The 26,930-nt window shown below is 38.1% G+C and carries 21 protein-coding genes and 4 pseudogenes; 5 read left to right on the top strand and 20 right to left on the bottom strand.

Going from position 1 to position 26,930, the window contains the following annotated elements; genetic code table 11:
- Positions 1-3: 3 nt before the first annotated feature.
- The 8 genes from secD to J5A74_05945 form a co-directional block, all read right to left on the bottom strand.
- Positions 4-2,133 (bottom strand): protein translocase subunit SecD, encoded by a 2,130-nt coding sequence (gene secD, locus J5A74_05980; protein QUI94981.1) that lies wholly within the window; start codon positions 2,131-2,133, stop codon positions 4-6.
- A 19-nt stretch (positions 2,134-2,152) separates the two neighbouring features.
- Positions 2,153-3,553: a thioether cross-link-forming SCIFF peptide maturase gene (gene scfB, locus J5A74_05975; protein ID QUI94980.1), complete on the bottom strand. Its 1,401-nt coding sequence runs from the start codon at positions 3,551-3,553 to the stop codon at positions 2,153-2,155.
- Positions 3,554-3,661: 108 nt separating this feature from the next.
- A complete protein-coding gene (scfA, locus tag J5A74_05970) occupies positions 3,662-3,808 on the bottom strand; it encodes a six-cysteine ranthipeptide SCIFF (GenBank protein ID QUI94979.1) in 147 nt (48 codons plus the stop codon).
- A gap of 58 nt (positions 3,809-3,866) precedes the next feature.
- Positions 3,867-5,123 (bottom strand): HlyC/CorC family transporter, encoded by a 1,257-nt coding sequence (locus J5A74_05965; protein ID QUI94978.1) that lies wholly within the window; start codon positions 5,121-5,123, stop codon positions 3,867-3,869.
- Complete coding sequence (locus J5A74_05960; GenBank protein ID QUI94977.1) at positions 5,120-5,590, bottom strand: signal peptidase II; 471 nt, start codon at positions 5,588-5,590, stop codon at positions 5,120-5,122. The genes J5A74_05965 and J5A74_05960 overlap by 4 nt, the downstream gene beginning before the upstream one ends.
- Positions 5,587-6,972: an ATP-dependent Clp protease ATP-binding subunit ClpX gene (clpX, locus tag J5A74_05955; GenBank protein ID QUI94976.1), complete on the bottom strand. Its 1,386-nt coding sequence runs from the start codon at positions 6,970-6,972 to the stop codon at positions 5,587-5,589. Before clpX ends, J5A74_05960 begins: the two co-directional genes overlap by 4 nt.
- Before the next feature lie 645 nt (positions 6,973-7,617).
- A complete protein-coding gene (locus J5A74_05950) occupies positions 7,618-9,360 on the bottom strand; it encodes an ABC transporter ATP-binding protein (GenBank protein QUI94975.1) in 1,743 nt (580 codons plus the stop codon).
- A complete protein-coding gene (locus J5A74_05945; protein ID QUI94974.1) occupies positions 9,353-11,089 on the bottom strand; it encodes an ABC transporter ATP-binding protein in 1,737 nt (578 codons plus the stop codon). Before J5A74_05945 ends, J5A74_05950 begins: the two co-directional genes overlap by 8 nt.
- A 301-nt stretch (positions 11,090-11,390) precedes the next feature.
- Between J5A74_05945 and J5A74_05940 the strand changes: the two genes are divergently transcribed.
- A complete protein-coding gene (locus J5A74_05940) occupies positions 11,391-12,566 on the top strand; it encodes an IS110 family transposase (protein ID QUI94973.1) in 1,176 nt (391 codons plus the stop codon).
- 373 nt (positions 12,567-12,939) lie between these two features.
- A complete protein-coding gene (locus J5A74_05935; protein ID QUI94972.1) occupies positions 12,940-14,295 on the top strand; it encodes an MATE family efflux transporter in 1,356 nt (451 codons plus the stop codon).
- 48 nt (positions 14,296-14,343) lie between these two features.
- Here the strand turns inward: J5A74_05935 and J5A74_05930 are convergent, their stop codons facing one another.
- From J5A74_05930 to J5A74_05915, 4 genes are read right to left on the bottom strand one after another with little or no spacing between them, the layout of a single operon-like run.
- Complete coding sequence (locus tag J5A74_05930; protein QUI94971.1) at positions 14,344-16,113, bottom strand: metal ABC transporter permease; 1,770 nt, start codon at positions 16,111-16,113, stop codon at positions 14,344-14,346.
- On the bottom strand, positions 16,110-16,997 hold the full coding sequence (locus J5A74_05925) for a metal ABC transporter permease (protein QUI94970.1): 888 nt from the start codon (positions 16,995-16,997) through the stop codon (positions 16,110-16,112). Before J5A74_05925 ends, J5A74_05930 begins: the two co-directional genes overlap by 4 nt.
- A gap of 3 nt (positions 16,998-17,000) precedes the next feature.
- A complete protein-coding gene (locus J5A74_05920) occupies positions 17,001-17,711 on the bottom strand; it encodes an ABC transporter ATP-binding protein (protein QUI94969.1) in 711 nt (236 codons plus the stop codon).
- A gap of 17 nt (positions 17,712-17,728) precedes the next feature.
- Positions 17,729-18,724: a zinc ABC transporter substrate-binding protein gene (locus J5A74_05915; protein QUI94968.1), complete on the bottom strand. Its 996-nt coding sequence runs from the start codon at positions 18,722-18,724 to the stop codon at positions 17,729-17,731.
- 272 nt (positions 18,725-18,996) lie between these two features.
- Here J5A74_05915 and J5A74_05910 point away from each other — a divergent pair.
- Positions 18,997-19,767: pseudogene (locus tag J5A74_05910) on the top strand (cell wall-binding protein).
- 133 nt (positions 19,768-19,900) lie between these two features.
- On the opposite strand, the gene J5A74_05905 reads toward J5A74_05910, so the two are convergent.
- Complete coding sequence (locus tag J5A74_05905) at positions 19,901-21,475, bottom strand: transposase (GenBank protein QUI94967.1); 1,575 nt, start codon at positions 21,473-21,475, stop codon at positions 19,901-19,903.
- An 88-nt stretch (positions 21,476-21,563) separates the two neighbouring features.
- On the opposite strand from J5A74_05905, the pseudogene J5A74_05900 reads away from it, so the two are divergent.
- Positions 21,564-22,055 (top strand): annotated as a pseudogene (locus J5A74_05900) (helix-turn-helix domain-containing protein).
- A gap of 35 nt (positions 22,056-22,090) precedes the next feature.
- Here the strand turns inward: J5A74_05900 and tnpA are convergent.
- The 4 genes and pseudogenes from tnpA to J5A74_05880 all read right to left on the bottom strand — a co-directional run bounded on the left by tnpA (position 22,091) and on the right by J5A74_05880 (position 23,643).
- Positions 22,091-22,495 (bottom strand): annotated as a pseudogene (tnpA, locus tag J5A74_05895) (IS200/IS605 family transposase).
- Between the two features lie 198 nt (positions 22,496-22,693).
- Positions 22,694-22,897, bottom strand: coding sequence for a hypothetical protein (locus tag J5A74_05890; protein ID QUI94966.1), 204 nt, complete (start codon positions 22,895-22,897; stop codon positions 22,694-22,696).
- The gene (locus J5A74_05885) at positions 22,890-23,255 is read right to left on the bottom strand and encodes an ATP-binding cassette domain-containing protein (GenBank protein QUI94965.1); all 366 of its coding nucleotides are present in this window, start codon (positions 23,253-23,255) and stop codon (positions 22,890-22,892) included. The genes J5A74_05890 and J5A74_05885 overlap by 8 nt, the downstream gene beginning before the upstream one ends.
- Positions 23,233-23,643, bottom strand: coding sequence for an ABC transporter ATP-binding protein (locus tag J5A74_05880; GenBank protein QUI94964.1), 411 nt, complete (start codon positions 23,641-23,643; stop codon positions 23,233-23,235). The genes J5A74_05885 and J5A74_05880 overlap by 23 nt, the downstream gene beginning before the upstream one ends.
- Positions 23,644-23,859: 216 nt before the next feature.
- Here J5A74_05880 and J5A74_05875 point away from each other — a divergent pair.
- Positions 23,860-24,229: pseudogene (locus J5A74_05875) on the top strand (hypothetical protein).
- Here J5A74_05875 and J5A74_05870 read toward each other — a convergent pair.
- Genes J5A74_05870 through trpB form a run of 3 tightly spaced genes read right to left on the bottom strand, consistent with a single transcriptional unit; the run spans position 24,147 to position 26,927 of the window.
- Positions 24,147-24,968: a pyridoxamine kinase gene (locus tag J5A74_05870; protein QUI94963.1), complete on the bottom strand. Its 822-nt coding sequence runs from the start codon at positions 24,966-24,968 to the stop codon at positions 24,147-24,149. The pseudogene J5A74_05875 and the gene J5A74_05870 sit on opposite strands and share 83 nt — an antisense overlap.
- A gap of 2 nt (positions 24,969-24,970) precedes the next feature.
- Positions 24,971-25,747: a tryptophan synthase subunit alpha gene (locus tag J5A74_05865; protein QUI94962.1), complete on the bottom strand. Its 777-nt coding sequence runs from the start codon at positions 25,745-25,747 to the stop codon at positions 24,971-24,973.
- Positions 25,740-26,927, bottom strand: a complete 1,188-nt coding sequence (gene trpB, locus J5A74_05860; GenBank protein ID QUI94961.1) for a tryptophan synthase subunit beta — start codon at positions 26,925-26,927, stop codon at positions 25,740-25,742. Before trpB ends, J5A74_05865 begins: the two co-directional genes overlap by 8 nt.
- Positions 26,928-26,930 lie beyond the last annotated feature (3 nt).

Below are 26,930 nucleotides of genomic sequence, written 5' to 3'. Positions count from 1 at the left end.
AATCTAGGCCTCCTTGCCCTTCTTTTTGCCCTTTCCACTTAAAATATACCAAAATGCTGAAGCAAGGCAAACCGAAGAGTAAGTACCACAGACAACACCCACCATAATCGGCAATGCAAACTCTCGAATAGAAGATACACCAAGAATATAGAGCACAAATACCATAATAAAAGTGGTCAAAGAAGTATTGATACTTCTTGTCAATGTCTGTGTAATGCTGGTATTTAAAATATCTTCCTTACTTGTCTTCTTTGACAATATCTTCATATTCTCACGAATACGGTCAAAGATAACAATGGTCGCATTGATGGAATATCCAACAATGGTCAAGATACAGGCAATAAAGGTTGAACCAACACTCCATCTAAAGACCGCATAGCAGGCAATCAATACAAGGACATCATGAATTAATGCAAATACTGAACTTGCTGCAAATCGGATATCTCTAAATCTAAACCAAATATAGAATAGCATCAATACCGTCGCAATAATGGTTGCCCAGATGGCATCCATTCTCATCTCTGCACTGACTGCACCAGAGATACTCTCGGCTGTAATCTTACTCTCATCTACTCCAAACTTAGAAACAAGGCTTTGATTTAATTGTTCTCTTTCATCCTTGCTTAGCGTTCTTGTCTTAATAATCACTTGATTCGTTCCCTGAACTTTTTGTGTCTGCGTAGAGGCATCCTTTGTCACACTCTCTACCACAGGAACAACCTTGGAAGAAATATCCTCGAGACTCATATCTTCATTAAATGTGACATTGGTCGATGTACCACCCTTAAAATCAAGTCCATAATTAAAGATATCTCCAATCTTTGATTTGTTCATTCCCATTCCAACAATGCCAATGACAATCATAATCGCCGAGATAACAAAGAAAATCTTTCTCTTTTGAAGAAATTGAATTGGCTTTTTATCGACCTTCTTGCCATATAATTTCTCGCCCTCAAGTCCAATACTGTAGAAGCAATTTATAATAAATCTGGTCACAAAGAGTGCGGTAATCATAGACAAAATAATACCCAGTGCCAATGTGGAAGCAAATCCTTTGACTGTACCTGAGCCTCTTAAATAGAGCACCACCGCTGCAATAATCGTGGTCACATTTCCATCGACAATCGCAGACAAGGCCTTTTGAAATCCTGCATTAATGGCCTGCTTTGTGCTATGACCAAGCCCGATTTCTTCCTTAATACGAGTAAAGATAATGACATTGGCATCCACGGCCATTCCGACCGCAAGAATAACACCTGCAATTCCAGGCAAGGTCAAGGTAATCTCAAATGCTGCAATCAAGCATACGGTCAAATCCACATATAAAATCAATGCCAAAATTGCAGCCACACCTGGAAGTAAATAGAGGGCAATCATAAACACCGTCAAAATTCCAAATCCAATCGCTCCTGCCTTTAAACTTGTGGCAATGGCTTCTTGACCGAGCTTTGCTCCGACAACATTGCTGCGCAACTCCTCAAGCTCTACAGAAAGAGAACCAATTCGAATTGTAGAAGCTAAATTTTCAGCCTCTGTGTTGTCCTTCATTCCATCAATACTGCACTGTCCACCTGTGATGGCCTCTCGAACCACTGGACTAGAAACTACTTTTCCATCATAGACAATGGAAATCTGCTTTCCAACATTTGCCGCTGTGACATCAGCAAATATCTTTGAAGCCTCATCTGTAAAAGTCAACGCAACATAGTATTTTTTTTGACCATTTTCTTCACCAATCACGGCCTTTGCACTGGCCACCTGATCACCTGTCAAAATCGTCTTTCCATCTGGTCCTTGAAATACCAATGAACCTGGCTTTCCAAGTTCTTCCAAAATGGCATCTGCATTGGATACTCCTGGGATATCGATATTAATTCTTCGATCTCCCTCCAAATAGACCTCTGCCTCTGTCGAATATTGTGTAACTCTCTGGTGCAATTTATACACTGTGTCCTTCATATCCTCAAGCTTTGGATGTTCATCCTTCGCCTGATAAGTGATACTCACACCACCTGCAAGATCGAGTCCTAACTTAATCTGCTTGGCCGAAGTGATTGCTAGATAGGTAAAACCAACCAAAGCAATCAGGACAATCAATAGCCCCAGCCATCCCTTTGACTTTTTGCTTTTCATTTTTTCTCCTTTTGTACTCTTATGCCTCATCTGCCATGGCAGCCTTAATCATAATGGCACATTCAATACGCTTTTTTTGTAATTCGCAACCAATATCATAGACATCGGTGATATTTCCATGGAAATTGTTGGAATTTGCTGCACAACCTCCACTACAATAAAATCTAGCATAGCAATCCTTGCATTTTGGCTTTGCATAGACATTACAAAGTTTAAATTCATCTCGAATTTCTGTCTTTACCACACCAGTATCCACATTTCCAAGTAAGAATTCCTCGTGACCAACAAATTGGTGACATGGATAGAGATCTCCCCAAGGTGTCACTGCAAGATACTCTGTTCCTGAACCACAGCCTGATAATCTCTTAGCCACACATGGTCCCTGTGTAAGATCAATATTAAAGTGGAAGAAATTAAATCCTCTTCCCTCCTTCTTTCTCTTGACATACTCCACGGCCAGCTTGTCGTATTCTTCTTTAATCTTTGGAACATCTTCCCATTGAATGGCATAGGGTTCGTCTTCTGCTCCAACTACTGGCTCCATACTGGTCTGTTTAAATCCAAGGTCTGCAAAGTGAAGAACATCCTTTGAAAATTCCAAATTATTTTTTGTAAATGTTCCACGAATATAGTAATCTTTGGTTCCTCTGCTCTTTGCAAACTTTTGAAATTTTGGAACAATGACATCATAACTTCCTTTGCCTCCCCTAGTTGGGCGCATCATATCATTAATTTCTTTTCTTCCATCCAAGCTCAACACAACATTGGCCATCTCTCGATTACAAAATTCGATAACTTCATCGTTGAGTAGCATTCCATTGGTAGTCAATGTAAAGCGAAACTTCTTGTTATTTGCTTCCTCTAGAGAACGACCATACTCCACTAATTGCTTTACTACAGACCAATTCATCAATGGTTCTCCACCAAAGAAATCCACTTCTAGATTTCTTCGATTTCCAGAATTGGCAACCAAAAAGTCAAGTGCCTTCTTTCCCACCTCAAAGCTCATCAATGCACGTCGTCCGTGATACTCCCCCTCCTCTGCAAAGCAATACTTACAAGCCAAGTTACAATCATGAGCAATATGCAAGCACAGTGCCTTAACTACGGTCTTTCTTGCCTTAAAATCTCTCACATAACTTTCATAAGTATCCTGAGTAAAGAGCTCTTCTGCATCAATTAATTCCTGCATATCTAACAAAGTTTCTTCTATTTCTTTTTGCGGATACCCCTTTTTTGTCAATTCCTCACAAATGGTTGCAACAGCCTCTTTGCTGATTTTTTCTGGCTTTTCCATCTCACCAATCACTGGCTCTGCAATCGCCACAGCATCATATAAGATGGGATCTGCCACATGCACAGAGCCTGAATTGACATCTAAAATAATATGATATCCATTATTAATATACTGATGAATCACTATTTTTCCCCTTATTTCTATTACTTTGAAAAGAAAAACCCCCTACAATCGACTTGACTGTAGGGGACTCCAACGCCTTGGCTTACACCAATCAATGTTACCTTTTGACTATCTGTCTGGATTCTCGCAGCCTTGATTTCCCACAGTGCAGGAAGTCTTGCAAGCTGATTGACAAGATGTCTGGCACTCACCACATCCGCCACGCTTTAAGCTTTCTTTTAAAGTCTTCTCATTTAAAGTTTTAACGTGCTTCATAGTAAACTCTCCTTTCCACAAAACATATTTTTGAAATTATAACATATTCTTATGGTCTTTACAACTTTTTTGGAAGTGTCAAGCGAACGGTCTCAATTCTTGCCTTGTCCATCTTTTCCACACTAATGCGAATGCCCTCAACTTCTATGGCATCTTTTTCTTTGGGCACTTTTCCAAGAATTTCCATCACTAATCCACCGATTGACTCATATTCTTGTGAAGTCAATTGCGTGCCAATCTTGTCATTTAAGTCGTCAATTCGCATTGATCCCTCAATGAGATAGTCTCCCTTTCCTAATTTGACTAAATTTTCATCTTCCTCTTCGTCATATTCATCTCGAATATCCCCGACAATTTCCTCAAGCATATCCTCAATCGTCAACATTCCCGCTGTCACACCATATTCGTCAAGTACAATCACAATATTGCTGAAGGTCTTTCTCATCTCGGCCATCAATTCTGCAACTTTTTTGTACTCATAGGTGTACAGTGGCTGACGAATATAATCTTTAATCTGAAATTTTTCCTTGTCTTCGACAAGCAATAAGTCCTTGATATTGATAATGCCAATGACATTATCCGTGGACTCCTCATATACAGGCATTCTTGTAAACATATCATTTTTAAAGATTTCTATGACTTCTTCATAACTTAAATTGACATCAATAAATGTCATGTCAATTCTTGGAATCATAATATCCCTGACCACAGTTGCCGCAAAGTCAAACACATTATTGATCATCTTTCGCTCTTCATTTTCAATAATTCCCTCTTCGTGACCAACATCGACAATCGTACGAATTTCCTCCTCTGTCATCGCTTCCGATTTTGTTGACGAATCCATACCCAAAAGTAAAAAGATCAACGCTGCTGCCTTATTGACTAAAAAAATCACAGGTGTGAGGACGGTCATCAAAAGGTAAATCGGCTTTACAAAAAGAAGAGCTATTGTCTCCGCATTTCTTGCCGCCAAGGTCTTTGGTATAATCTCTCCAAAAATCAAAATAGCAATTGTTAAAATTCCCGTTGCAATTCCAACAAGACGGTTGCCTACAACTTTAATTGTCAAGGTGGTCACCAAAGAAGATGCTGTCAAATTTGCCACATTGTTTCCAATGAGGATGGCCGAAAGCATCTTATCGGACTCTCCAGTGACCTTGATCGCCAAAGCTGCCGACTTATTTCCATGTTCTGCCATACTGCGCAATTTTATTTTGTTGGCTGTTGCTAGTGCCGTCTCCGATGATGAAAAAAATGCTGATGTCAATAGCAATAATATCAACACGACAAACTGCACTATGTCCGAACTACTCATCTTTTTTTCTTTCCTCCAAAAACGAAATTATTGATTACAAATAGTATAGAACCAATAAAAACAAATATATCTCCAATATTAAAAATAATCTTTTTTAGCGGTCCAATTTCCACGCTAAAATAATCCACAACATATCCCCTTCCAAAGCGATCCGTCAAATTACTCATCGCTCCAGCAAGTAAACTGGAAAATGCAATTTTTTCTAATTTCTTTCCCTTCTGTGGCAAGAGTAGAGAAAGTTTTCCAAGGATCAAACTTCCCATCATCAGTGGCAAATACTTCACAAAGCGATCTCTTCCTTGCATATGCCCAAATGGCAGCCCCAGGTTATGGAACTGATGAATGCGAATCATTCCACCACTCCCACTCAATGGTGCTGGATAATCCTCCTTGGGCAATCGCTCAATCCCCTGTTTAATGCTCAGGTCTAAAAAGGCCCCTACAAAAGAAATCCATGCCCAAATCATCTTTCCTCTTCCCCACGGATGCGAATGTGAGGTCCTCCCTTTTTCTCCAAATAATCCCTTGTAATGGTCACGGCCCCAATACTTGTATCCTTTGGAATCTCATACATAATGTCGAGCATAAACTCCTCGATAATTGAGCGAAGTGCTCTTGCACCTGTCTTCTTTTTCTGTGCCTCTCTTGCAATCCAAAGCAATGCATCATCTGTAAAATCAAGCTTTACCTCATCGAGAGCCAAAAGCCTTTGATACTGCTTTAAAATGGCATTTTTCGGCTCCTTCAATACACGAACCATTTCCTCTTCTGAAAGTCTTGACAAAGTTACAATAATGGGAAGCCTTCCCAAAAACTCTGGAATCATACCAAACTTTCGAATATCTTCATTCGTCACATAGCGAAGAATGTCTTTCTCATCGTCATATTCATCCTTCAACTGTGCATTAAAGCCCATACTGGATTTTTGATGCAATCTCTCCTTGATAATATTGTCTAAATCTGGAAAGGCACCGCCACAAATAAATAAAATATTATCTGTATTCACTGTTGTCAGTGGAGATAAAGCATTTTTTTGATTGGATCCCACGGGAACTTCCACCTTGCTTCCCTCAAGTAATTTTAATAACTCCTGCTGAACACTCTCACCACTGACATCCCTTGTATTGACATTTTTCTTCTTCGCAATCTTATCAATTTCGTCGATAAACACAATACCACATTCTGCACGCTCCACATCATTGTCTGCTGCCATCAATAATTTGGAGATGACACTCTCAATATCATCTCCAATATATCCAGCTTCCGTCAACGATGTCGCATCAGCAATGGCCAATGGAACATTGAGTAGCTTAGCTAAGGTCTTTACCAAATATGTCTTTCCACTTCCTGTTGGTCCAATCATTAAAATATTAGACTTTTCAATCTTTGCTTCGCCTTCCTGCCCCTTTGATGTATCTAAGAACACTCTTTTATAGTGGTTATAGACAGCAACGGCCATTACCTTCTTTGCCTGATCCTGCCCAATAACATATTGATCGAGCATTTCCTTAATCTTATGGGGTGCTGGAATATCCTTCATTGTAAAAATTGGGGTATCCCTCTTTTCTCTCTTCTTCACTCTCTTCTTGTCTGGAATATCCATCATTGGCGGAAGATTTCCCAAATTTCCTAAATCTGACAAATTCATATTCATAAATGGCATTCCCTGAATCTTACTTATATCTAAGTTCCCTAAATTGCCATCACCAATAGAGTTAAATGCCTTTTGCATACAGTCGTGACAAATATCGATATTTCCAGGTAAAGATACCAATGGGCCTGTCACACTCTCTGGTCTTCGGCAGACATAACATATCTTTTCATATTGATCCTTATCTTTGTCTTCCATCCTTCTTCCTCTCTATTTTTCTCTAAATTTCGCAAAGATATCCCTATCTTACCACATCCAGACAGCAAAAAGAAGGGGCTATCAATCTGTACCTGATTCATAGCCCCTTCTATACTATCTCTGGTTCCATCAAATTGCATTACCTCTGCTTTCCTTCATTTTGAAACCGCCTCTATTCAGTTGTACATTTACCACAAGCTTTCTAACCAATCGTTGCACGCCATCACTTTGTGACTTCTATCTGTTTGACTTTCTATGTTGTATCATATCAACCCTATTCTCCTGTCTGAGATAAGGCGGATGTAACAGTAGAAACCTTGTCAGATAGACCTGTGTCCAGATAAAATCTATAATTTAACTTTCATATGAAAGATTAACACTTTGATATTCCATGATTTAAAAACTTACTGTTTACATGTTCTATCGCTTGTTGGTAATTTTTATAGCTAGTTTATGTTCCCATCGGACTGTACCTCCTTATATTTATCTATCTCTTCCTTGTGACTTCATTATAACATATTTTCCCTCTTTGTCAATATATTTTTCTGTAATTTTAACTTTATTTTTCTATAATTTTTCTCTATTGTGTGAAAAATATATTGTTTTCAGATAATTATTCCCCACATTTCTGTGAAAAATTTTCTCCTAGGTACTTTTCACTCTCCAACTTGCAGCTTCCCTTCTCTCTCCAATAAACTTTTTATAAAGTCCCTCCTCTTTCATTAACTGAGTATGTGTTCCACATTGCACAATCTTTCCATTCTCCACCACAAGAATCTGATCTGCATATTTTACCGTCTTTAAGCGATGAGCGATAATAATTACTGTCTTGTTCTTCGTCAACTCTTGAATGGCTCTCATCAATTCATTTTCGTTTTCTGGATCGACATTGGCCGTGGCCTCATCCAGAAATATTACTGGTGCATCCTTCATCATCGCTCTAGCAATAGAAATTCTTTGCTTTTCTCCACCTGACAAAGAAGCTCCACCTTCACCAATCACCATCTCATATCCCTTTGGAAGTGACATAATAAAATCATGACAACATGCCTTTTTTGCCACACAAATTACTTCTTCCATCAAAGCTTCTGGTCGTCCAAAGCGAATATTATTGGCTATTGTATCGTGAAACAGTACCACATTCTGAAAGACAAAAGAAAAATTTTTCATCAAAGCATCCATATCATAGTCTTTGACATCTACTCCTCCCAGCGTAACCTTTCCTCGATGCACATCCCAAAACCTTGCTAGTAAATTAATCAAGGTTGTCTTTCCACCTCCCGAAGGTCCTACAATAGCTGTCATCTTTTTCTCTGGAATATCGACAGAAATTCCGCAAATAACCTTTTTCTCTCCATAAGAAAATTCAATATTTGATGTCGATAAATCACAAGTTCTTGGCACAAGAAAATCGCCCGAAATATTCATCTGTGGAGTATCTAAAATTTCTTGTGCTCGCTGGACATAGATGTCGATAACTCTTATCAACGCAGAATAATTTCCTGCGGTCTCCAGACTAGTATAGATAATAAACGCAGCAATAACCATTGTTATTGCATTTAATGCACTCATTGTCCCTTCACAATAAAAAATACAGACCAACACAATGATCACCACCCCCATTAATTTGGCAATCAAACTCTGCAATGTCATCATAGGAATCAAGGTCATCTCCATATCCGTATTGATCTCTACATTTCTTTGAATGGCATCATTTAATTCCCCACATTTTTTCCCTGTCAAATGATATGCTTTGACTTCAGCCATTCCCTGCAAATATTCTAGCACTTTTTCCACTAATTTCTCATCAGCATTCACTTTTTGGTTCGATATCTTCTTTGAAGATTTTTGCAAAATCCGATTGCCATATAAAAAAAGAAGAAATCCAAACAAGAGAACAAGGGCAATACGCCAATCAAAGAAAAATAGCATCACAATAATCAGCGATGTTGTCAATAATCCTTCACAGACCATCATAACCACTCGGACCGCTACCGATTCCAAGGTTTCCATCCCATTGGTGGTAACTGAAATAATCTGTCCCAAAGATTTCTTATTGAAATATCCCATTGGCATATATCGCATATGCTCTGCAATCTCAATCCTCTTCTTTGCACAGCCATCATACCCAGCCTCTGTCTGCAATAACATACTCTTTGATTGCACAAGTCCAGAACCAATGGTTGACAATAACATTATGCCAAAGCTAAGTAAAATATCCTGTGTCTCTACCTTACCTCTTATCAATGCTCGAATCATACAGGCAATTGCAGGTATTTTAAGTGCATCAAACATAGCCTTAACTACACCCAACAAAATAGAATTTTTTAGCTTTTTTTGATTTTCTTCATTGCAAAATTGAATAAACTTTCCAATTGTTTCAAGCATTATCTTTCACCTCCATATGGGCCTTCCACATACTTTCATACAGACCATGATGCTTTAACAGTTCACTGTGTGTGCCGCTTTCCTCAATCTCTCCCTTTCTAATAACATAAATTTTGTCTGCGTCCACTATCGTAGATAGACGATGTGCAATGACAATCAATGTCTTTTTTTCTGTTAACTTAGATACTGCTCGTTGAATTATTGCTTCATTTTCTGGATCAGTATAGGCAGTGGCTTCATCTAAAATAACGATAGGAGCTGCCTTTAACATTGCCCTAGCAATACAAATACGCTGTTTTTCCCCACCAGAAAGATGACTGGAACCTGCCATCGTGTCATATCCATTTTCTAATTTTATAATAAAATCATGACAACCTGATTTTTTTGCCACCTCCTCTACTTCTTCATCTGTAGCACTTTGTCTTCCAAGACGTATATTTTCCCGAACTGTCATGTTAAATAAATAATTGTCCTGTGAAACATAGGCAATCTGATCCGCATAAATTTTTTGTGGTATTTGTCGGATATCCATTCCTCCAAGCTCAATTTTTCCCTCATTGATGTCCCAAAGAGAAGCAATTAAGCGAGCAATGGTGCTCTTTCCACTGCCACTTGGTCCGACCAATGCAATGAAACTTCCTTCTGGAATATCCATCGATATCCCATGCAATACCTCCTTGTCCTTATAACGAAAATGAACATTTTTCAATGCTATATTTCGCCTCTTGATCTCCACCCTCTGCAATGGTCTTTCCATTTCCTCAGCCTCTAAAATATCTCTCACTTCTTCTAAAATCGTGCCCATTTTGCTAATATCATCGCTATAACTTGCTGCGGTAATCAGGGGAGTAATGAGACCTACAGAAAGAATAATAATAGAGATAAAATTTACTGAGCTCAAACTTCCCAATTTAACCAAGATTCCTCCAATAGGAAGTACACTAAGCATTGTCGCTGGCATAATGACTAACATCAATGTCATCGGAAAAATGCTAACATACATCCAATCAATAAAACTATGTGCGGCATTATAGGCATCCTGTGAAAATCGCTCATAACTAGATTTTGTCTTTCCAAAAACTTTAATAACTTGAATTCCATGAATATACTCCACAGCCGTGTCATTTAATGCCTTTGTCGCTTCTACTGTCTTTTGATAAAACTTATCACTCCCTGCAATCATAAAACTATAACAAACCATTCCAATAGGGATTGTCAGTAGACTGGCTAATCCCATTCGCCAGTCAATGATAAAGATATAAATTAAAACAGCAAATGGAATCAAAAGATTTGCTGTCACCTCTGGTACAATATGAGCCAGCGTTGTTTCAATGCTATCAATTCTTTCAATCAAGATATTTTTTAATGATCCTGTGCCTCTATCTAACACCACTCCGAGTGGCATATGTGCTAACTTTTCAATGCATCTTTTTCTCATCTCACCTAATACAGCAAAGGTTGCTCTGTGACTTGTCGATGTAGATAACGCATGAAACAATACCCGACCTGACCAAAATATCGCCATAAAAACAGAATATCGCAAATAAAAACCTATATTTTTCTCTCCCCTCATAAATCCGTTTATCACCTTAATTGCGAAAAAATAAGGAACAATTGAAAACCCTACACCAACAATTGCCAAAATCACACTCCAAACATACTCTCTCTTATGCCCTCCAATCTGCCCAAGAAGCCACGCCATAGAGGTTGTCTTTTTTCCATCGCCCATATATGAACTCCTCGTATTATATAGTAGTAGTTTTTAGAGACCCTCTCCAAGGTCTTTATAACTATTAAGTCATAGTCTTTTCTTTACCTCTTCCGTAGGTTCGACTATGATATATAAGATACTGTGGATTGGTTATTTACTCCTACCACTTGATGGTTTTAGAAAGGCCCCAACCACAGTCTCTTTGCTCATTTGTTAATCAGTTAGATACCGCATGACGGTTTATTTAGAACGAGGCTACAATCGCAAGGAGTCCCTGTGGTTCTAAAACAGTATCAAATACATTTTAAAGGAGATTATTATGATTTATGTAGGAATTGATGTCGCTAAGGATAAGCATGATTGCTTTATCACAAACTCTAATGGAGAAGTATTATTTAAAGCTTTTACCATTTCTAACAGTCAAGATGGTTTCAATGACCTTTACCAAAGAATAGAATCTGTTATGGAAGATATAACAAAAGTAAAAGTAGGACTGGAAGCTACCGGACACTATAATTACAATCTTTTAGGTTATCTCATTGATAAAGGTCTGACCACCTATGTCATCAATCCGTTACATACAAATCTGTACAGAAAAAGTCTAAGCCTTAGACTCACGAAAACGGATAAAGTAGATGCCCGCACGATTGCTTACATGCTCATGTCTGATGTGAACTTGAAGTCCTACTCAGATACATCTTACCACAACGAAGAATTAAAGTCATTAACTCGTTATCGTTTTGATAAGGTAAAAGAACGTGCCAAACTAAAAACTTCCGTTTCAAGACTGGTCTGTATCTTATTTCCTGAATTAGAAAAACTTGTACCAACACTTCATATGACATCCATTTATGCATTGCTTTCTGAATTTCCCGGGGCTAAATATGTAGCTGGTGCACATCTTACCAGACTTACAAATCTTCTTTCAGATGCATCTAAAGGTCGATATGGTAAAGATACCGCCATAACTTTCAGGGAAGCTGCAAGGGCTTCTATCGGCTCAAATATGCCAGCCAAATCTCTTGAACTAAAACACACCATCAAGTTGATACTGGAACTTGCTTCTGAGATTGATGAAATCGAAAATGAAATCAAAATTATCATGGATGAAATTAATTCTCCAATTCTCAGTATTCCAGGTATCAACTATCGTATGGGCGCTATGATCATTGCCGAGATTGGCGACTTCAGTCGGTTTGATTCTCCTGATAAAATCTTGGCTTATTCCGGATTTTCACCATCAACATATCAATCAGGGCAGCTTGACTCAGCATACTCCCACATGGAAAAACGAGGTTCCAAATACTTACGATATGCTCTGTACAATGCTGCCAAGTATGTTTGCCACTGGGATTCGACATTTGCCAGGTACCTTACCAAGAAACGAGCTGAAGGCAAGCATTATAATGTTGCAATATCTCATGCCGTCAAAAAACTGGTTCGAGTTATTTATCATCTTGTAAAATCGAATCAGCAATACATTAAAGTAGCTTAATTAACTCTAATTCAATACTCCTTTTTCATGCACCTATCATGATGCTCTTTTTGTCATGCAGTTTTCAAAGTGCAAGGAGCTCTAACTGTATTCCGAATATATCTAAAATACATTTCTGTACTTTATTTAAAAAATATCATTTTAGGGCTTGACTTTTAATAGTTAGTCTTTCTTTGCCTACAAAAGTTACATCAAATAAAGACTGCCTCCCAATGAGACAGTCTCTCTTCAATCCATCATTTTGCCTACTAATCCCACTGTTAGTTAGTCTAATCTAACTTAAGACTAATACCATTGATTTGCATTGTCAATACCCATTGTCTAATTATTTGTGTTATAATAACAGAAAATAATTTTTGAAAGGGGTAGATAAATGGAAACAAAAAACAATTCTATCACTGAAGGCCCAATCGGCAGACAATTACTCTTCTTTTTCTTTCCCATTTTGTTTGGCTCCTTTTTCCAACAACTCTATAACACAGCAGATGCTATGGTTGTTGGACGCTATGTCAGTAAGGAGGCACTTGCTGCTGTCGGAGGTACAACAGGAACCTTAATTAACCTTTTTGTTGGATTTTTTGTTGGAATTTCCTCCGGTTTCTCTGTCATTATTTCCCAACGATTTGGTGCACAAAGAGATGAGGAAGTCAGTCAATGTGTGCATACTGCCATTACTTTCTCCATTATCACTGGTCTTTTGCTTTCCGTCATCGGCTATATTCTCTCCCCATTGGCACTAAGTTTAATGAATGTGCCAGAGGATATCTTTCCACTAGCTAAAATTTATTTGCAAATTTATTTTATGGGAATGACAGCCAATCTTGTTTACAATATGGGAGCTGCGATTTTGCGTGCTATTGGTGATTCTAGGCGACCACTTTACTTTTTAATTGCATCGACATTTACCAATATTTTATTAGACATTCTTTTGGTCGGCATATTGAAAATTGGAGTTGCAGGTGCAGCCATTGCCACTATTGTGTCTCAATTGGTCAGTGCCGTCCTTGTCATTTTTGTGCTTTTGACCACTAAGACCTCCTATCAACTGCATATTCTAAAGCTTCGCATTTACATCGAGCCTCTAAAACAAATGGTCTACATCGGTCTAGCGGCTGGGCTCCAATCCATGATGTATACCATCTCGAATATTATTATCCAAGCCTATGTCAATGCCCTGGGCACAGACACCATTGCAGCTTGGACAGTATATGGAAAAATTGATACCATCTTTTGGATGTCCATTCAGGCTATGGGTATTTCCACCACAACCTTCGTTGGACAAAATTTTGGAGCTGGAAAAGCAGATCGTGTGAAAAAAGGTATTCGCTGGTCACTTTTCATTAGTTTTGTGATGACCATTTCGATCAGTGTATTGCTCTTTCTCTTTGGAAGCCATATCTTTTCCCTGTTTACCAAAGACCAAGAAGTTATTCACCAAGGAAATTATATCTTGCATCATATTGCCAGCTTGTTTGTTACCTATGTCTTTGTTGAGATTTATTCAGGATCACTTCGCAGCGTTGGCGATTGCTGGATTCCTATGGTCATCACAGGAATTGGTGTATGTATGCTTCGTATACTTTGGCTTGTCATTTTCTTCCCAACACACCAAAGTATCACAACGGTCATTGCCTCTTATCCAATCTCTTGGACAACAAGTTCACTATTCTTTATTTTCTATATGCATAAATTTAGTGGACTACAAAAATGGCTAAAAATCAACACCTAAAAGGGGGTGTGAAAAAACTCAATCGAGTTTTTTCACAGCCCCTTTTTATTAAATAATTTCAACCATCATCCTTACTGCCGCTTTCCCCGCAATATGCTTATCTTCACTTGCAGAGCTTACAAGTATCGAATCGTCAAAATCATCGATATCCTTTACCACAAATTCATCTCCTAAAGCAATCTTTTTTTCTTCCAGATATTCAATCAAATCCCTGTCATCTTCAACTTTATGTAGTCGGCAGGAAATACCCTTTGATACCTCCGAAAGCTTTTTTAATTTATCGGTCTCCGGATGATTTTCGTATATTTCATTTCCGTGTGGGCAGTGCATAGGTTTATTTAGAAATTCATTCAGTCTGTCCTTTAGTCCGTTTGAAGTGACATACTCCAAAGCTTTTGCATCCTCATGGACATCCTGCCATGAATAACCCAGATATTCCACCAGAAACAATTCCCACAATCTATGCTTTGTCAGTAATGCTCTGGCCCTCATTTTACCTGTTTCCGTCAAAAGAATCGACTTGTTCTCAGTATATACTTCACCCTCTTCTACCAGTTTTTTTAACATCTCACTTACAGATGCAGCCTTTACTCCCAAAATCTCCGAGATCTTTTTATTTGTTGCAATTTCCTTTTTTTCAATAAGCTCATAAATTGCTGAAATATAATCATCTCTACCGGTGTCTATCTTAGCCATATCATTTTCCCTTACTCTGAGTCCGTAATGTTTTCTTATATCATCACTTAATTTTTTACCCGTTTCAGTCAGGGAATATACACCTCTTTCTTTTGCACGATAAACATATCCCTTTTTTATCAGCTTGTCCAAAACATATTTGAGCTTACTGTCAGACCAGGCAATATGCTCTCTGATTGTACTGTATCCCAATTCACCAAGAGCATTTTTCTTTCCTGTATGATTATCTATGTGTAAAATCAAAAGTTCCCTACTGAAACGATTTTTGTTTTTGATGTATCTTATAATCTTAGTAATGATTCCACCTGGATATACTGCAATGGTTATCATAAATGTTAATCCTGAAACCAAAGCACACATTCCCGACATGGATACATTAAATTTTACAGCAAGAAAATAACCAATGCAAGAATTAACTACTGCATATACAGCTGCCAAAAATATTGTTATTTTAAGGTCCTTTGAAATCAGATATGCACTTGCAGCCGGTGAAATAAAAAAGGATATTGTAAGTATCGCACCTACCGACTCAAACGCAGAAACTGCAGTAAATGAAACCAAAGCCATAAAAACATAATAAAGACCTGCACCTGCAATACCGGCCACTCCGGCATATACAGGATCAAATGAACTTATTTTCAGTTTTCTAAAAAAAACCGCTATAAATACAATATTTATCAAAAGTACAAAACTCATCTGTATCAAAGCCTTTGGAAGGCTTAATCCAAGGAAATTTATTCTATGAAGTGGAGCCAGTATAATTTCTCCAATCAAAACCACCTCAGTATCCAGATGTACATTTCTTGCATATCTTGTAATAAGTATAACGGCTATCGAAAAAAACAGCGGAAAAATTATACCTACAGAAGCATCTTCCGTCACTCTTTTACTTTTTATCAGTAACTCTATACAAACAGTCGTTAAAACACCGAAAAGACTTGCTCCTATTATTAATAAAACACTCCCTATATCTTTAGTAACAAAATATCCTATAACTATTCCAAGGAGTACGGAATGTGAGATTGCATCAGAAACCATTGAAAGTCTTCTTAACACTAAAAACACTCCCAAAACAGCACAGGCAAGTGAGGTTATTATAAGAATATACAAAGATTCAATCATTTCCCTACCCTCATCTTCCTAATATTTAAAAGCATTCTCACAATACCTCTCGGTGCAAACAATACAGAAAAGAGAGCAATGACAGACATAATAAGTATAATGCTTGGTCCTGTGGAAAATCCCTTCACCGCACTGCTTATAAAAGTACCCAAAAAGGCAGATACGGCTCCTGTTACCGCCGCAATCACTAAGACTTTCTCATAACTTTTACTCCATTGCAAACCTGTAACCGCAGGTGTTATAAGCATACTGCTTATAAGAATGGCACCCACCGCCTTTAGACCTGCCGCAATCAAAATCATGGTTATTATCATTATAAGAAGAGAGGTAAGCCTTGAATTTATCCCTATTGTATATGCATAAACCATATCAAAGACATATACCTTTATCTCTTTGTAAAAGACTATAAATAAGGCAAGAGATATGACAGATACAGCGAGTATTATATAAACATCCTCCCTTAGTATATATGCCGCCTGACCGAATATATAACTGGCAAGTCCCGACTGTGAAGCTCCCTGATATTTCGGATTACCCTGTATATAACTTTTTAATACCATACCCATACCGAACATGGCAGATAAAATGACAGCCATTGCGGTGTCCGCTTCTATCTTTGAGCCTTCCGCAATAATCTGTATCAGTATAAAAGCGACTATACCTGCCACTATTGCACCGAATATTAAAATAAGAGAACTTTTTCTTCCGGATATCATAAATGCCAGAATTATTCCGGGAAGTGATGCATGACCTACAGCATCACCTATCAGACTTTGCCCCTTTAAAATACTTATCGTTCCGACTATACCTGTTGCCATGGCAAGCAGCATTGTTCCTATCGCAACCACAATAAACGAATACTGTGTAATAATACTTATATTCATAGCCTACTCCCCATATGTCGCATCTATATTCTCTTTTACAAAGGTTTCCTCGGTCCTTCCGCTTGCTATAAGCTGCTTATTAACCATAATTACATGATCGAAATATTCGCATAGGGTGTTTAAATCATGGTGTACCGCTATAATGGTCTTCCCCTCTTTTTTAAACTCCCTCATTGTTTCTATAATTATATTCTCTGTTTTCTTATCAACTCCTGCAAGCGGTTCATCCATAAAGTAAATAAGAGCGTTCTGAGCAATTGCCCTTGCTATGAATACCCTTTGTTTTTGTCCCCCTGAAAGTTCTGAAATCTGTCTGGATGCAAAATCTTCCATTTTCATTTTTTTCAATGCTTCCAAAGCTTTTTCTTTTTCAGAAGCATTTACTCTTTTAAATAAGCCAAGTCCCGCATATCTTCCCATTGTCACCACATCAATTACTGTAGTGGGAAAATTCCAGTTTACCGTGGTGGTCTGAGGTATATAAGCAATCTGCTTATATACCTCCTTGTAAGACTTACCCATAATACTTACTTTACCTGAAATAGGCTTCATAAGCCCAAGTATTCCCTTCATCAAGGTGGATTTACCGGCGCCGTTTGGCCCTATTATTGCAGTAATACTACCCTCATAAATATCAAGATCCATATCCCATATTACAGGAATATCCGTATATGCCATTGTAAAGTCTTCCAAATGTATCAATACTTTTTCCATATCAAACCTCAAAGGTACTATTTTAAATTATCGGTAATAAGTTTTACATTATGCTTGTACATATCAATATATGTATCTCCGTCTTCACCCTTTGGCGCCAAAGAGTCTGAGAACAACTCATTTCCTTCACCGCTTACGATTTTTACATCCGCTCCCTTTGCAGCTGCACCTTCTCTTAACTTTTCCATACGTGCAGGATCTGTTGTAGATTCTGCAAATATAGCTTTTATTTTATGTTCCACTATAAAATCTATTGTTTCTTGTATATCCTGATTTGCCACCTCCGATTCGGTGCTTACACCTTGAGGTGCTTTTACTTCTATATCATATGCTCTTGAGAAATAATTAAATGCATCATGAGGTGTAATCAAATATCTGCTCTCCTTAGGTATTGAAGAAATATTCTCCTTTACATACTCATCAAGCTTTGTAAGTTCCTCCAAATACTTTGTCTTATTCTCTTCATACTTATCCTTATATTCAGGATTCAAATTTTCAAGTGATTCGCCTGCAGCTTCTACAGCCATCTTATAAAGTCCTATATCAAACCAGAAATGTGGATCTGTAATAACTTGTCCGTCTTCATCCATTGTCCCTATGCGATCTTTCGGAAAATTTCTGCTCACAGCCTCGCCTTTAGCTTCAAGTGCCTCCACCATTTTACCTTCAAAATGAAGTCCATGATAAAGTGTAAGTTCTGAAGAACTAAGTTTTGTATAGTCCTCAGGCTTTGCAACATATAAATGCGGATCCTCTCCGGCAGGTATTATAAGCTCTACATTAACGGTATCACCTGCAAGTTGTTCTACCATATCCTGTAAAAATGAAGTTGTAACAACCACATTCTTCTTATTCATGGTATCACTACCTGCTTTTGATGTTTCCTCCATTGACTTTGACTCTGTATTTTGTGCAGTAGTCTGAGTATCTGAAGTTTTCCCTCCTGCACATGCACAAAGTGATAAAGCCATTCCTGCGGCTGCAATAAGTATACTCAAATTCCTTTTAAACATATTATACCCTCCTAATGAATTAGGTTATTTTATTTTTATAATTAGGATTGCCTAACTACTTTTATATTTATACCTCATTTTTAGAAGTAAATCAAGTACCGATATATTTTTTATAAAATAAAGTATAATCTCTTATATATTTAATACTTGTAATAATTATGATAAAAGTTCCTACTGTAAGTAATATTCTGTAAATCTTCAAAATTTATTCTGCATTTTCTGAAGATATTCAATTTTAGTTACAATTAAGTAAGATAAAATTAAGTCTAAGGGACTATACTTTCAAGGGTACACCAAACGGCAATATCAGTCTTAACGATAAAACAGGCAAGGGCGCTACAATATCAAAGATTTCTGCAAGCGGAACAAGCATGTCTGTAACAGTTACACTTCCAAAGACAAGCGCAGGTGACAACGGCGCACTTGAAGTAAGCGATATCAACTGGGGTGACGATGACAGCCCTATCATATCTTGGGACAAGGCCGACTATGCAAGCAAGTACGAAGTAAAGCTGTACCGTAACAATTCAATCAAAGATAATGTAACAACATCAGGAACAAGCTATGATTTCCGCAGCAAGATCCGTGAGAACGGCAAGGGAAGCTACACTGTAAAGATTCGTGCAGTTGCAAGCAACGGTACTAAGGGTAACTGGACAGAGTCTGATGAATTTGATGTAGATGACGATATCTTATCAAATCTCGGCGGACAGAGTAACAACAATAACGGCGGTAACGCAGGTCCTAACGGTGCAAGCTCAAACAGCACAGGTGCTTGGTTAAAGGACAATGTAGGCTGGTGGTATATAAATGCCGACAGAAGCTATACTATAAACAACTGGCAGCAGATTAACGGTAACTGGTACTACTTCGACAACAGAGGTTATATGATGACCGGTTGGTTAAAGAGCCCTTATTCAGGCAAGTGGTACTGGCTCAGCAAAGAAGACGGAAGCAATCTCGGTAAGATGCTTACAAGCCAGTGGGTTGACAACAACCGTTACTATGTAGACGGAAGCGGTGTTTGGACACAGAGCAGATAATAAATTTGGGGATGTGAAAAAACTCTATTGAGTTTTTTCGCATCCCCTTTTTGCAATTATTGTGTATAAATGACTGAAATCATACGCAAAAAAAGCGCACTCCCCCCTACCCCATAGAAATTCTTTTTTGAATCTATGCGGCAGTTCTGTTTCTCATCTTTTTTTTCTGATATTTATATAAATTATGGCCTATCGCCACGAGTAAAACTTCCAGTTTGACTGAATGAATACCTTTTCGGACAATTCTCTTGTACCAACGGTCGTTTTTCATAATTCCGAAAGTGCCTTCTGCTTGTGTCGAACAGTTCATTCGTAATAACGCACCGTGGATACTTTCCAGGTTTTCGATTACTTCCCGGTGCATGGAAGTTAGTTCCTTATTGATCCGAACGGTTCGATTCTTATCTGTCTTCTTACATTTCTTTACATATGGACATCCGCTACAGTCTTCGCATTCATACAGTTCTTCCTTGCGCCCGTACTGATTTCCCCTCACATTTTTCCTGCATAAAAAACGGAATGCTTTATCGTTAGGACATCTCATGACTCCTTGCTCATCAATTCTGAAATTAACTGCACGAAATGGATCTTCATGATATTTCCGATCCTTAGTTTCCTTTTTAAACATTGGAAATTTCATATACTTTTCAATTCCGTTCTGTTCACAGAAAATATAATTGTTGTATGAGCCATATCCGGCATCTGCCACAGGATATTTGGGATAGAATCCATAAGTTTGTTTGAAGTGCTCCATCAAAGGAACAAAGCAATCCATATCCGAACGATAATGGTTCACGTCAACAACTGCAATATATTCATCCGCTACACCAATCTGTACATTATATGCCAGCAGAAGCTGATCATTGCCCATGTAATCCTTTTTGATACGCATAAAGGTAGCGGAGGTATCTGTTTTAGAGTAACTGTTTCTGTCAGGACCACAGATTTCAATTTTTTGTATGTATTCTTGAAGTTTCTGACAGAAAGTAGTCAAGTGTTCATAATGACGCTGTTCTTTGGATTTTCGCTTTCCGCTTCCGTAAACAAATGTACTGGTATCCAGTTCCCATAAAAGTACCAGCTGCTCAACGATTTCATTCAGATAATCCGGTACATACTCTGTGTTTGTTGTGATCTGCACCCCACTCCATGCAATTTCTGTATTAATTTCCTCAATCTCCGCAGTGATTTTTTCGTAAAGCTTGTAACGAAACTTTTCGGTAGTCTTCTTCCATACCCAGGTATACTTGTTTGCGTTTGCTTCAAACTTGGAGCCGTCAATGTAGAGATGTTGCAGATCTACATGCTCCTCGTTAAAGATAGCATGATTGATATCGTTAAAAATATTTTCAATCTTATCTTTAAGTATTTTATTGATGAAATATCCAAAGGTTCTGTATGATGGAGTCCGGTGATCCATGAGATACATGAACCTGATATTAACTTTGCAGTTGTCTTCCAGTTTTCTCAGAGAGCAGTAACCGCTAGTCATAAATCCGAAAAGTACTGTTTTTAACATGTTGACCGGATGATATCTGCGTCGTCCGGTTGTGTACTCCGGAATATCCGTCAGATACTTGTTTAAATCGATTCCTCCCATCAATCTGTCAAATGTTAAAACAGGATCCTGCAGATCCAAACAATCTGAAAGAAACAGTGGTAAATATCCTTGTTTTGAATTACAATAAGTACTGTGTAAAGTTTTCATTGCAAGTTAATTTTACCACAAAAATAGGACCTTTCGCATGATGATATGTACCCTCTTTACTGGACACCCAGTAAGGAGGGTATTTTTCATGCGTTACAGTCATGAGTATAAGTTAGAGTGTATCGAGCTATATCGACAAGGAATCTGGCCTGAAACACCAGAAGGGATAAAAACAACAAGATTTCGTAAAATGATTTGATACTGGGTTCGTATCGGAGAACAAAATGGACCAGACGCTTTAAAGCACTTAGGTAATAACAAAGTGTGGACCCCTGAAGCGAAATATGAATTAGTTGCTAAAGTATTAGCAGGACAATCTAACAATTCAGTTGCTATTTCTGCGGGTATCAGCGATGGAATGCTATATACATGGGTTCGCAAATACAAAGAATTAGGTTACAATGGTCTTGTAAATAAAAAGAAAGGTCGCAAGAGCAAGAACCCTGATATGAAAAAGAAAACGATTGAGCCCAAGCCTTTAACTGAATCAGAACGCGAAGAGTTAATCAGACTAAGAGCAGAAATTGCGGCAATGAAAGCTGAGATTGAAGTAGTAAAAAAAAGGATCGCCTTGAGGTAGGATGTACTCTGTACTTCATTGCTTTGTTTGCCATCTTTACTACCCTGTGATTGAATGTATTGTTTGATCATATCTACAGTAGCATTGCCTGTGGTTAGCAGACAAAAGCTCTGTGACCAGAACATCTCTTTCCAAAGAGATTGGCGTATTGTAGAAAATTCTTTCTTTATGATACGGCTGCTTGCGGATTTATAAGTGTTGATAAATTTACTCATTTCGGTATTTGGGTGCCCTCTGAATAGAATGTGAACATGATCTATATCATGATTCCATTCTTCCAACATAATGTTGTATGCAGGAGCAATCTTTACAAATATCTCTTTCAGACGGTTAGAGATAGTATCGTCAATCACTTTATGACGGTATTTGATACACAGGATAAGATGATAATGTAACATGAATACCGAATGATTATTTGTATCTAATTGTAATGTATTTATAACCTAGATAGGACTGATTTACAATATAGATTATACTGTTATAAGATACAAAAATCAAGAAAACGCCGTATTAAAATATCCCATTGGCATATATCGCATATACTCTGCAATCTCAATCCTCTTCTTTGCACAGCCATCATATCCAGCCTCTGTCTGCAATAACATACTCTTTGATTGCACAAGTCCAGAACCAATGGTTTACAATGACATTATGCCAAAGCTAAGTAAACTATCCTGTGTCTCCACCTTACCTCTTATCAATGCTCGAATCATACAGGCAATTGCAGGTATTTTAAGTGCATCAAACATGGCCTTAACTATACCCAAAAAAATAGAATTTTTGAGCTTTTTTTGATTTTCTTCATTGCAAAATTGAATAAAATTTCCAATTGTTTCAAGCATTATCTTTCACCTCCATATGGGCCTTCCACATACTTTCATACAGACCATGATGCTTTAACAGTTCACTGTGTGTGCCGCTTTCCTCAATCTCTCCCTTTCTAATAACATAAATTTTGTCTGTGTCCACTATAGTAGATAGACGATGTGTAATGACAATCAATGCCTTTTTTTCTGTTAACTTAGATACTCCTCGTTGAATTATTGCTTCATTTTCTTGGTCAGTATAGGCAGTGGCTTCATCTAAAATAACGATAGGAGCTGCCTTTAACATTGCCCTAGCAATACAAATACGCTGTTTTTCTCCACCAGAAAGATGACTGGAGCCTGCCATCGTGTCATATCCATTTTCTAATTTCATATCTCTCAATCAAGATATTTTTTAATGATCCTGTGCCTCTATCTAACACCACTCCGAGTGGCATATGTGCTAACTTTTCAATACATCTTTTTCTCATCTCACCTAATACAGCAAAGGTTGCTCTGTGACTTGTCGATGTAGATAACGTATGAAACAATACCCGACCTGACCAAAATATCGCCATAAAAATAGAATATCGCAAATAAAAACCTATATTTTTCTCTCCCCTCATAAATCCATTTATCACCTTAATTGCGAAAAAATAAGGAACAATTGAAAACCCTACACCAACAATTTCCAAAATCACACTCCAAACATACTCTCTCTTATGCCCTCCAATCTGCCCAAGAAGCCACGCCATAGAGGTTGTCTTTTTTCCATCTCCCATATATGAACTCCTTTCTTTGCCTACAAAAGTTACATCAAATAAAGACTGCCTCCCAATGAGACAGTCTCTCTTCAATCCATCATTTTGCCTACTAATCCCACTGTTAGTTAGTCTAATCTAACTTAAGACTAATACCATTGATTTGCATTGTCAATACCCATTGTCTAATTATTTGTGTTATAATAACAGAAAATAATTTTTGAAAGGGGTAGATAAATGGAAACAAAAAACAATTCTATCACTGAAGGCCCAATCGGCAGACAATTACTCTTCTTTTTCTTTCCCATTTTGTTTGTCCTTTTTCCAACAACTCTATAACACAGCAGATGCTATGGTTGTTGGACGCTATGTCAGTAAGGAGGCACTTGCTGCTGTCGGAGGTACAACAGGAACCTTAATTAACCTTTTTGTTGGAATTTCCTCCGGTTTCTCTGTCATTATTTCCCAACGATTTGGTGCACAAAGAGATGAGGAAGTCAGTAAATGTGTGCATACTGCCATTACTATATTAAATCGAGATATTGCTCTACTGGAATTCCTCGATACTTATCAATATTTTCAATATTCTTTTCTATCATCTCTTTGACAATTTTCATTGCCTGTGCTGTTGCATGACAAAGCGATTGCCCCTGCAAAATTCCACCAAGCAAAATTGCAGAAAAAATATCTCCTGTTCCTGGAAAACGAACATCCAGCTCGTCATACTCTAGACAAAACTTTTCTCCATTTTCTCTGTCAAAACCAATACAACACTTCTTTCCTTCCACTGGCACAGAAGTAATGACAACAGAAGTATTCCTTTCTCCCTGAACCTTCTTTAATAGCTCATTCCATTCCTTCTCTTTGACACCCTCTTTTTTGTATTCCATTCCTGTCAAAAGGCAAGCCTCGGTATAATTTGGCTTTACTAAATCGGCATAGGTCAGTAATCTTTTTCGATTTTTCACTGCTTCCTCAGAAATCCCATTATATAGATGACCATCATCTCCCATAATAGGATCAACGAAAATAAAGGTGTTTTTCTTCTTTTGTTCGGAACAAAAATTCGCTAAAATTTCTGCCTCTTCATCTGAGGCAATAAATCCAATGGAAATAGATTGAAAGGAAAATTGAAGCTCTCTCCAAATTTGAATCGTTTTCGCAATATAATCTTTTGTGTCAAGAATTTCAAATTTTCCATAATCTAAAGTATTGCTCACTAAGGCTGTGGGAAGCGTAAAGATTTCAAAACCCATATGAGAAAATATAGGCATCATCGCAGAAAGTGCAACCTTTCCATAGCCAGCAAGGTCATTGACCAATAATATTTGCTTTTTATTTTCCATACTTATCCCTTTGAAATTACATTCTTCATACTTCTAACAAAGTCTTCAATCTTTCCTACACTTTCCTTGCCATACTCTGCACAAATTTTTACAATGGCTGACCCCACGATAACACCATCAGAGACTGCGGCCATCTGACTAGCTTGTTCTGGATTGGAAATACCAAAACCAATGGCTACAGGAATATCCTTCACTTTCTTAATGCTCTCCACCAAGTGTTTGATATCTGTCGTAATCTGTGCTCTTGTTCCTGTCACCCCCATAGAAGAAACACAATAAATAAATCCTTTTGCATTCTCTACAATGTGATCAATTCTTTCCCCTGATGTTGGTGCCACAAAGCTGATGTAGTCAATGCCATATTGATCACAATAATCAGAAAACTCATGACTTTCTTCAAAGGAAACATCAGGCAAAATCAGTCCATCAATGCCAAGAGCTGCTGCTTCCTTTACAAACTTTTCAATGCCATGGGAATAGACCACATTGGCATAGGTCATGAAACAAATTGGTATTTGTGTGTTCTTTCGAATTCTTTCCACCATTTCAAAAACCTTATTTGTCGTTGCTCCTGTAGAAAGTGCCCGCAGATCCGCCTGCATAATGACAGGTCCTTCTGCTGTTGGATCAGAAAATGGAATTCCAAGCTCAATCATATCTGCCCCTGCTCTTTCCATCGCATACACAATCTGCTCTGTTGTCTCCAAATCTGGATCCCCACAAGTAATAAATGGAATAAATGCCTTGCCATTTTCAAATACTTTTGCAATCTTACTCATTGATATTCTCCCCTCTATATCTTGCAATCGCTGCACAGTCTTTATCTCCTCGCCCTGAAATGGTAATGACCATAATCTGATCCTTGTCCATCTTTGGTGCAATCTTCATCGCATGAGCCACTGCATGAGCACTCTCAATCGCTGGAATAATACCTTCGATGCGTGAAAGATATTCAAATGCCTCCACAGCCTCATCATCTGTAACACCCACATATTGTGCTCTGTCAATATCATGCAAGTAAGCATGCTCTGGTCCAATACCAGGATAATCTAATCCTGCAGAAATTGAATACACTGGTGCAATTCCACCATTGTCGTCCTGACAAAAATAGGACTTCATTCCATGAAAAATGCCCAGCCGACCTGTATTGATGGTAGCTGCAGTTTCAAAGGTATCAATTCCTCTTCCTGCTGCCTCACAGCCAATTAATTTGACATCCTTGTCCTCAATAAAATGATAAAATGTTCCAATGGCATTGGATCCTCCGCCCACACAGGCGAGCACAACATCAGGAAGTCGATGCTCAGCCTCTAAGATTTGCTCCTTAATCTCCTTTGAAATAATAGCCTGAAAATCTCGAACAATCACTGGAAATGGATGTGGTCCCATAACTGATCCAAGAACATAATGGGTATCCTCCACACGATTCGTCCACTCTCTCATGCAGGCGGACACGGCATCCTTTAATGTTGCTGTTCCATCAGTAACTGCATTGACCTTTGCTCCAAGTAATCTCATTCGATACACATTGAGTGCCTGTCGATCAGTATCTTCCTTTCCCATAAAGATTTCGCATTCCATCCCCATCAAAGCCGCTGCCGTCGCCGTAGCTACGCCGTGCTGACCCGCACCTGTCTCTGCAATCAATCTTGTCTTTCCCATTTTCTTTGCAAGAAGGGCCTGACCGAGGACATTGTTAATTTTATGTGCTCCTGTGTGATTTAAATCCTCTCTCTTTAAATAAATCTTTGCACCGCCAAGATCCTCTGTCATATGTTTTGCAAAATAGAGTCTCGATGGGCGGCCTGCATAATTATTCAACAACGCTGTGAGTTCTGCATTAAATTCTGGATCATTTTTATATCGATTATAATTTTCCTCTAATTCCACAACTGCATTCATCAAAATTTCTGGAATGTACTGTCCACCATGTACACCAAATCTTCCATTCTCTCCCATTTT

Source organism: Lachnospiraceae bacterium oral taxon 096, assembly GCA_018141845.1.
Lineage (GTDB): Bacteria > Bacillota > Clostridia > Lachnospirales > Lachnospiraceae > F0428.
Note: the sequence above shows the minus strand (reverse complement) of the source record. Positions and strands in the feature narration are given on the sequence as shown.

What these genes read in the sequence shown, in the direction of transcription:
- secD (QUI94981.1), bottom strand. Translation starts at nt 2,133, where the DNA reads ATGAAAAGCAAAAAGTCAAAGGGATGGCTGGGGCTATTGATTGTCCTG.
- scfA (QUI94979.1), bottom strand. Translation starts at nt 3,808, where the DNA reads ATGAAGCACGTTAAAACTTTAAATGAGAAGACTTTAAAAGAAAGCTTA.
- J5A74_05965 (QUI94978.1), bottom strand. Translation starts at nt 5,123, where the DNA reads ATGAGTAGTTCGGACATAGTGCAGTTTGTCGTGTTGATATTATTGCTA.
- J5A74_05960 (QUI94977.1), bottom strand. Translation starts at nt 5,590, where the DNA reads ATGATTTGGGCATGGATTTCTTTTGTAGGGGCCTTTTTAGACCTGAGC.
- clpX (QUI94976.1), bottom strand. Translation starts at nt 6,972, where the DNA reads ATGGAAGACAAAGATAAGGATCAATATGAAAAGATATGTTATGTCTGC.
- J5A74_05950 (QUI94975.1), bottom strand. Translation starts at nt 9,360, where the DNA reads ATGCTTGAAACAATTGGAAAGTTTATTCAATTTTGCAATGAAGAAAAT.
- J5A74_05945 (QUI94974.1), bottom strand. Translation starts at nt 11,089, where the DNA reads ATGGGCGATGGAAAAAAGACAACCTCTATGGCGTGGCTTCTTGGGCAG.
- J5A74_05940 (QUI94973.1), top strand. Translation starts at nt 11,391, where the DNA reads ATGATTTATGTAGGAATTGATGTCGCTAAGGATAAGCATGATTGCTTT.
- J5A74_05935 (QUI94972.1), top strand. Translation starts at nt 12,940, where the DNA reads ATGGAAACAAAAAACAATTCTATCACTGAAGGCCCAATCGGCAGACAA.
- J5A74_05930 (QUI94971.1), bottom strand. Translation starts at nt 16,113, where the DNA reads ATGATTGAATCTTTGTATATTCTTATAATAACCTCACTTGCCTGTGCT.
- J5A74_05925 (QUI94970.1), bottom strand. Translation starts at nt 16,997, where the DNA reads ATGAATATAAGTATTATTACACAGTATTCGTTTATTGTGGTTGCGATA.
- J5A74_05920 (QUI94969.1), bottom strand. Translation starts at nt 17,711, where the DNA reads ATGGAAAAAGTATTGATACATTTGGAAGACTTTACAATGGCATATACG.
- J5A74_05915 (QUI94968.1), bottom strand. Translation starts at nt 18,724, where the DNA reads ATGTTTAAAAGGAATTTGAGTATACTTATTGCAGCCGCAGGAATGGCT.
- J5A74_05905 (QUI94967.1), bottom strand. Translation starts at nt 21,475, where the DNA reads ATGAAAACTTTACACAGTACTTATTGTAATTCAAAACAAGGATATTTA.
- J5A74_05890 (QUI94966.1), bottom strand. Translation starts at nt 22,897, where the DNA reads ATGCTTGAAACAATTGGAAATTTTATTCAATTTTGCAATGAAGAAAAT.
- J5A74_05885 (QUI94965.1), bottom strand. Translation starts at nt 23,255, where the DNA reads ATGAAATTAGAAAATGGATATGACACGATGGCAGGCTCCAGTCATCTT.
- J5A74_05880 (QUI94964.1), bottom strand. Translation starts at nt 23,643, where the DNA reads ATGGGAGATGGAAAAAAGACAACCTCTATGGCGTGGCTTCTTGGGCAG.
- J5A74_05870 (QUI94963.1), bottom strand. Translation starts at nt 24,968, where the DNA reads ATGGAAAATAAAAAGCAAATATTATTGGTCAATGACCTTGCTGGCTAT.
- J5A74_05865 (QUI94962.1), bottom strand. Translation starts at nt 25,747, where the DNA reads ATGAGTAAGATTGCAAAAGTATTTGAAAATGGCAAGGCATTTATTCCA.
- trpB (QUI94961.1), bottom strand. Translation starts at nt 26,927, where the DNA reads ATGGGAGAGAATGGAAGATTTGGTGTACATGGTGGACAGTACATTCCA.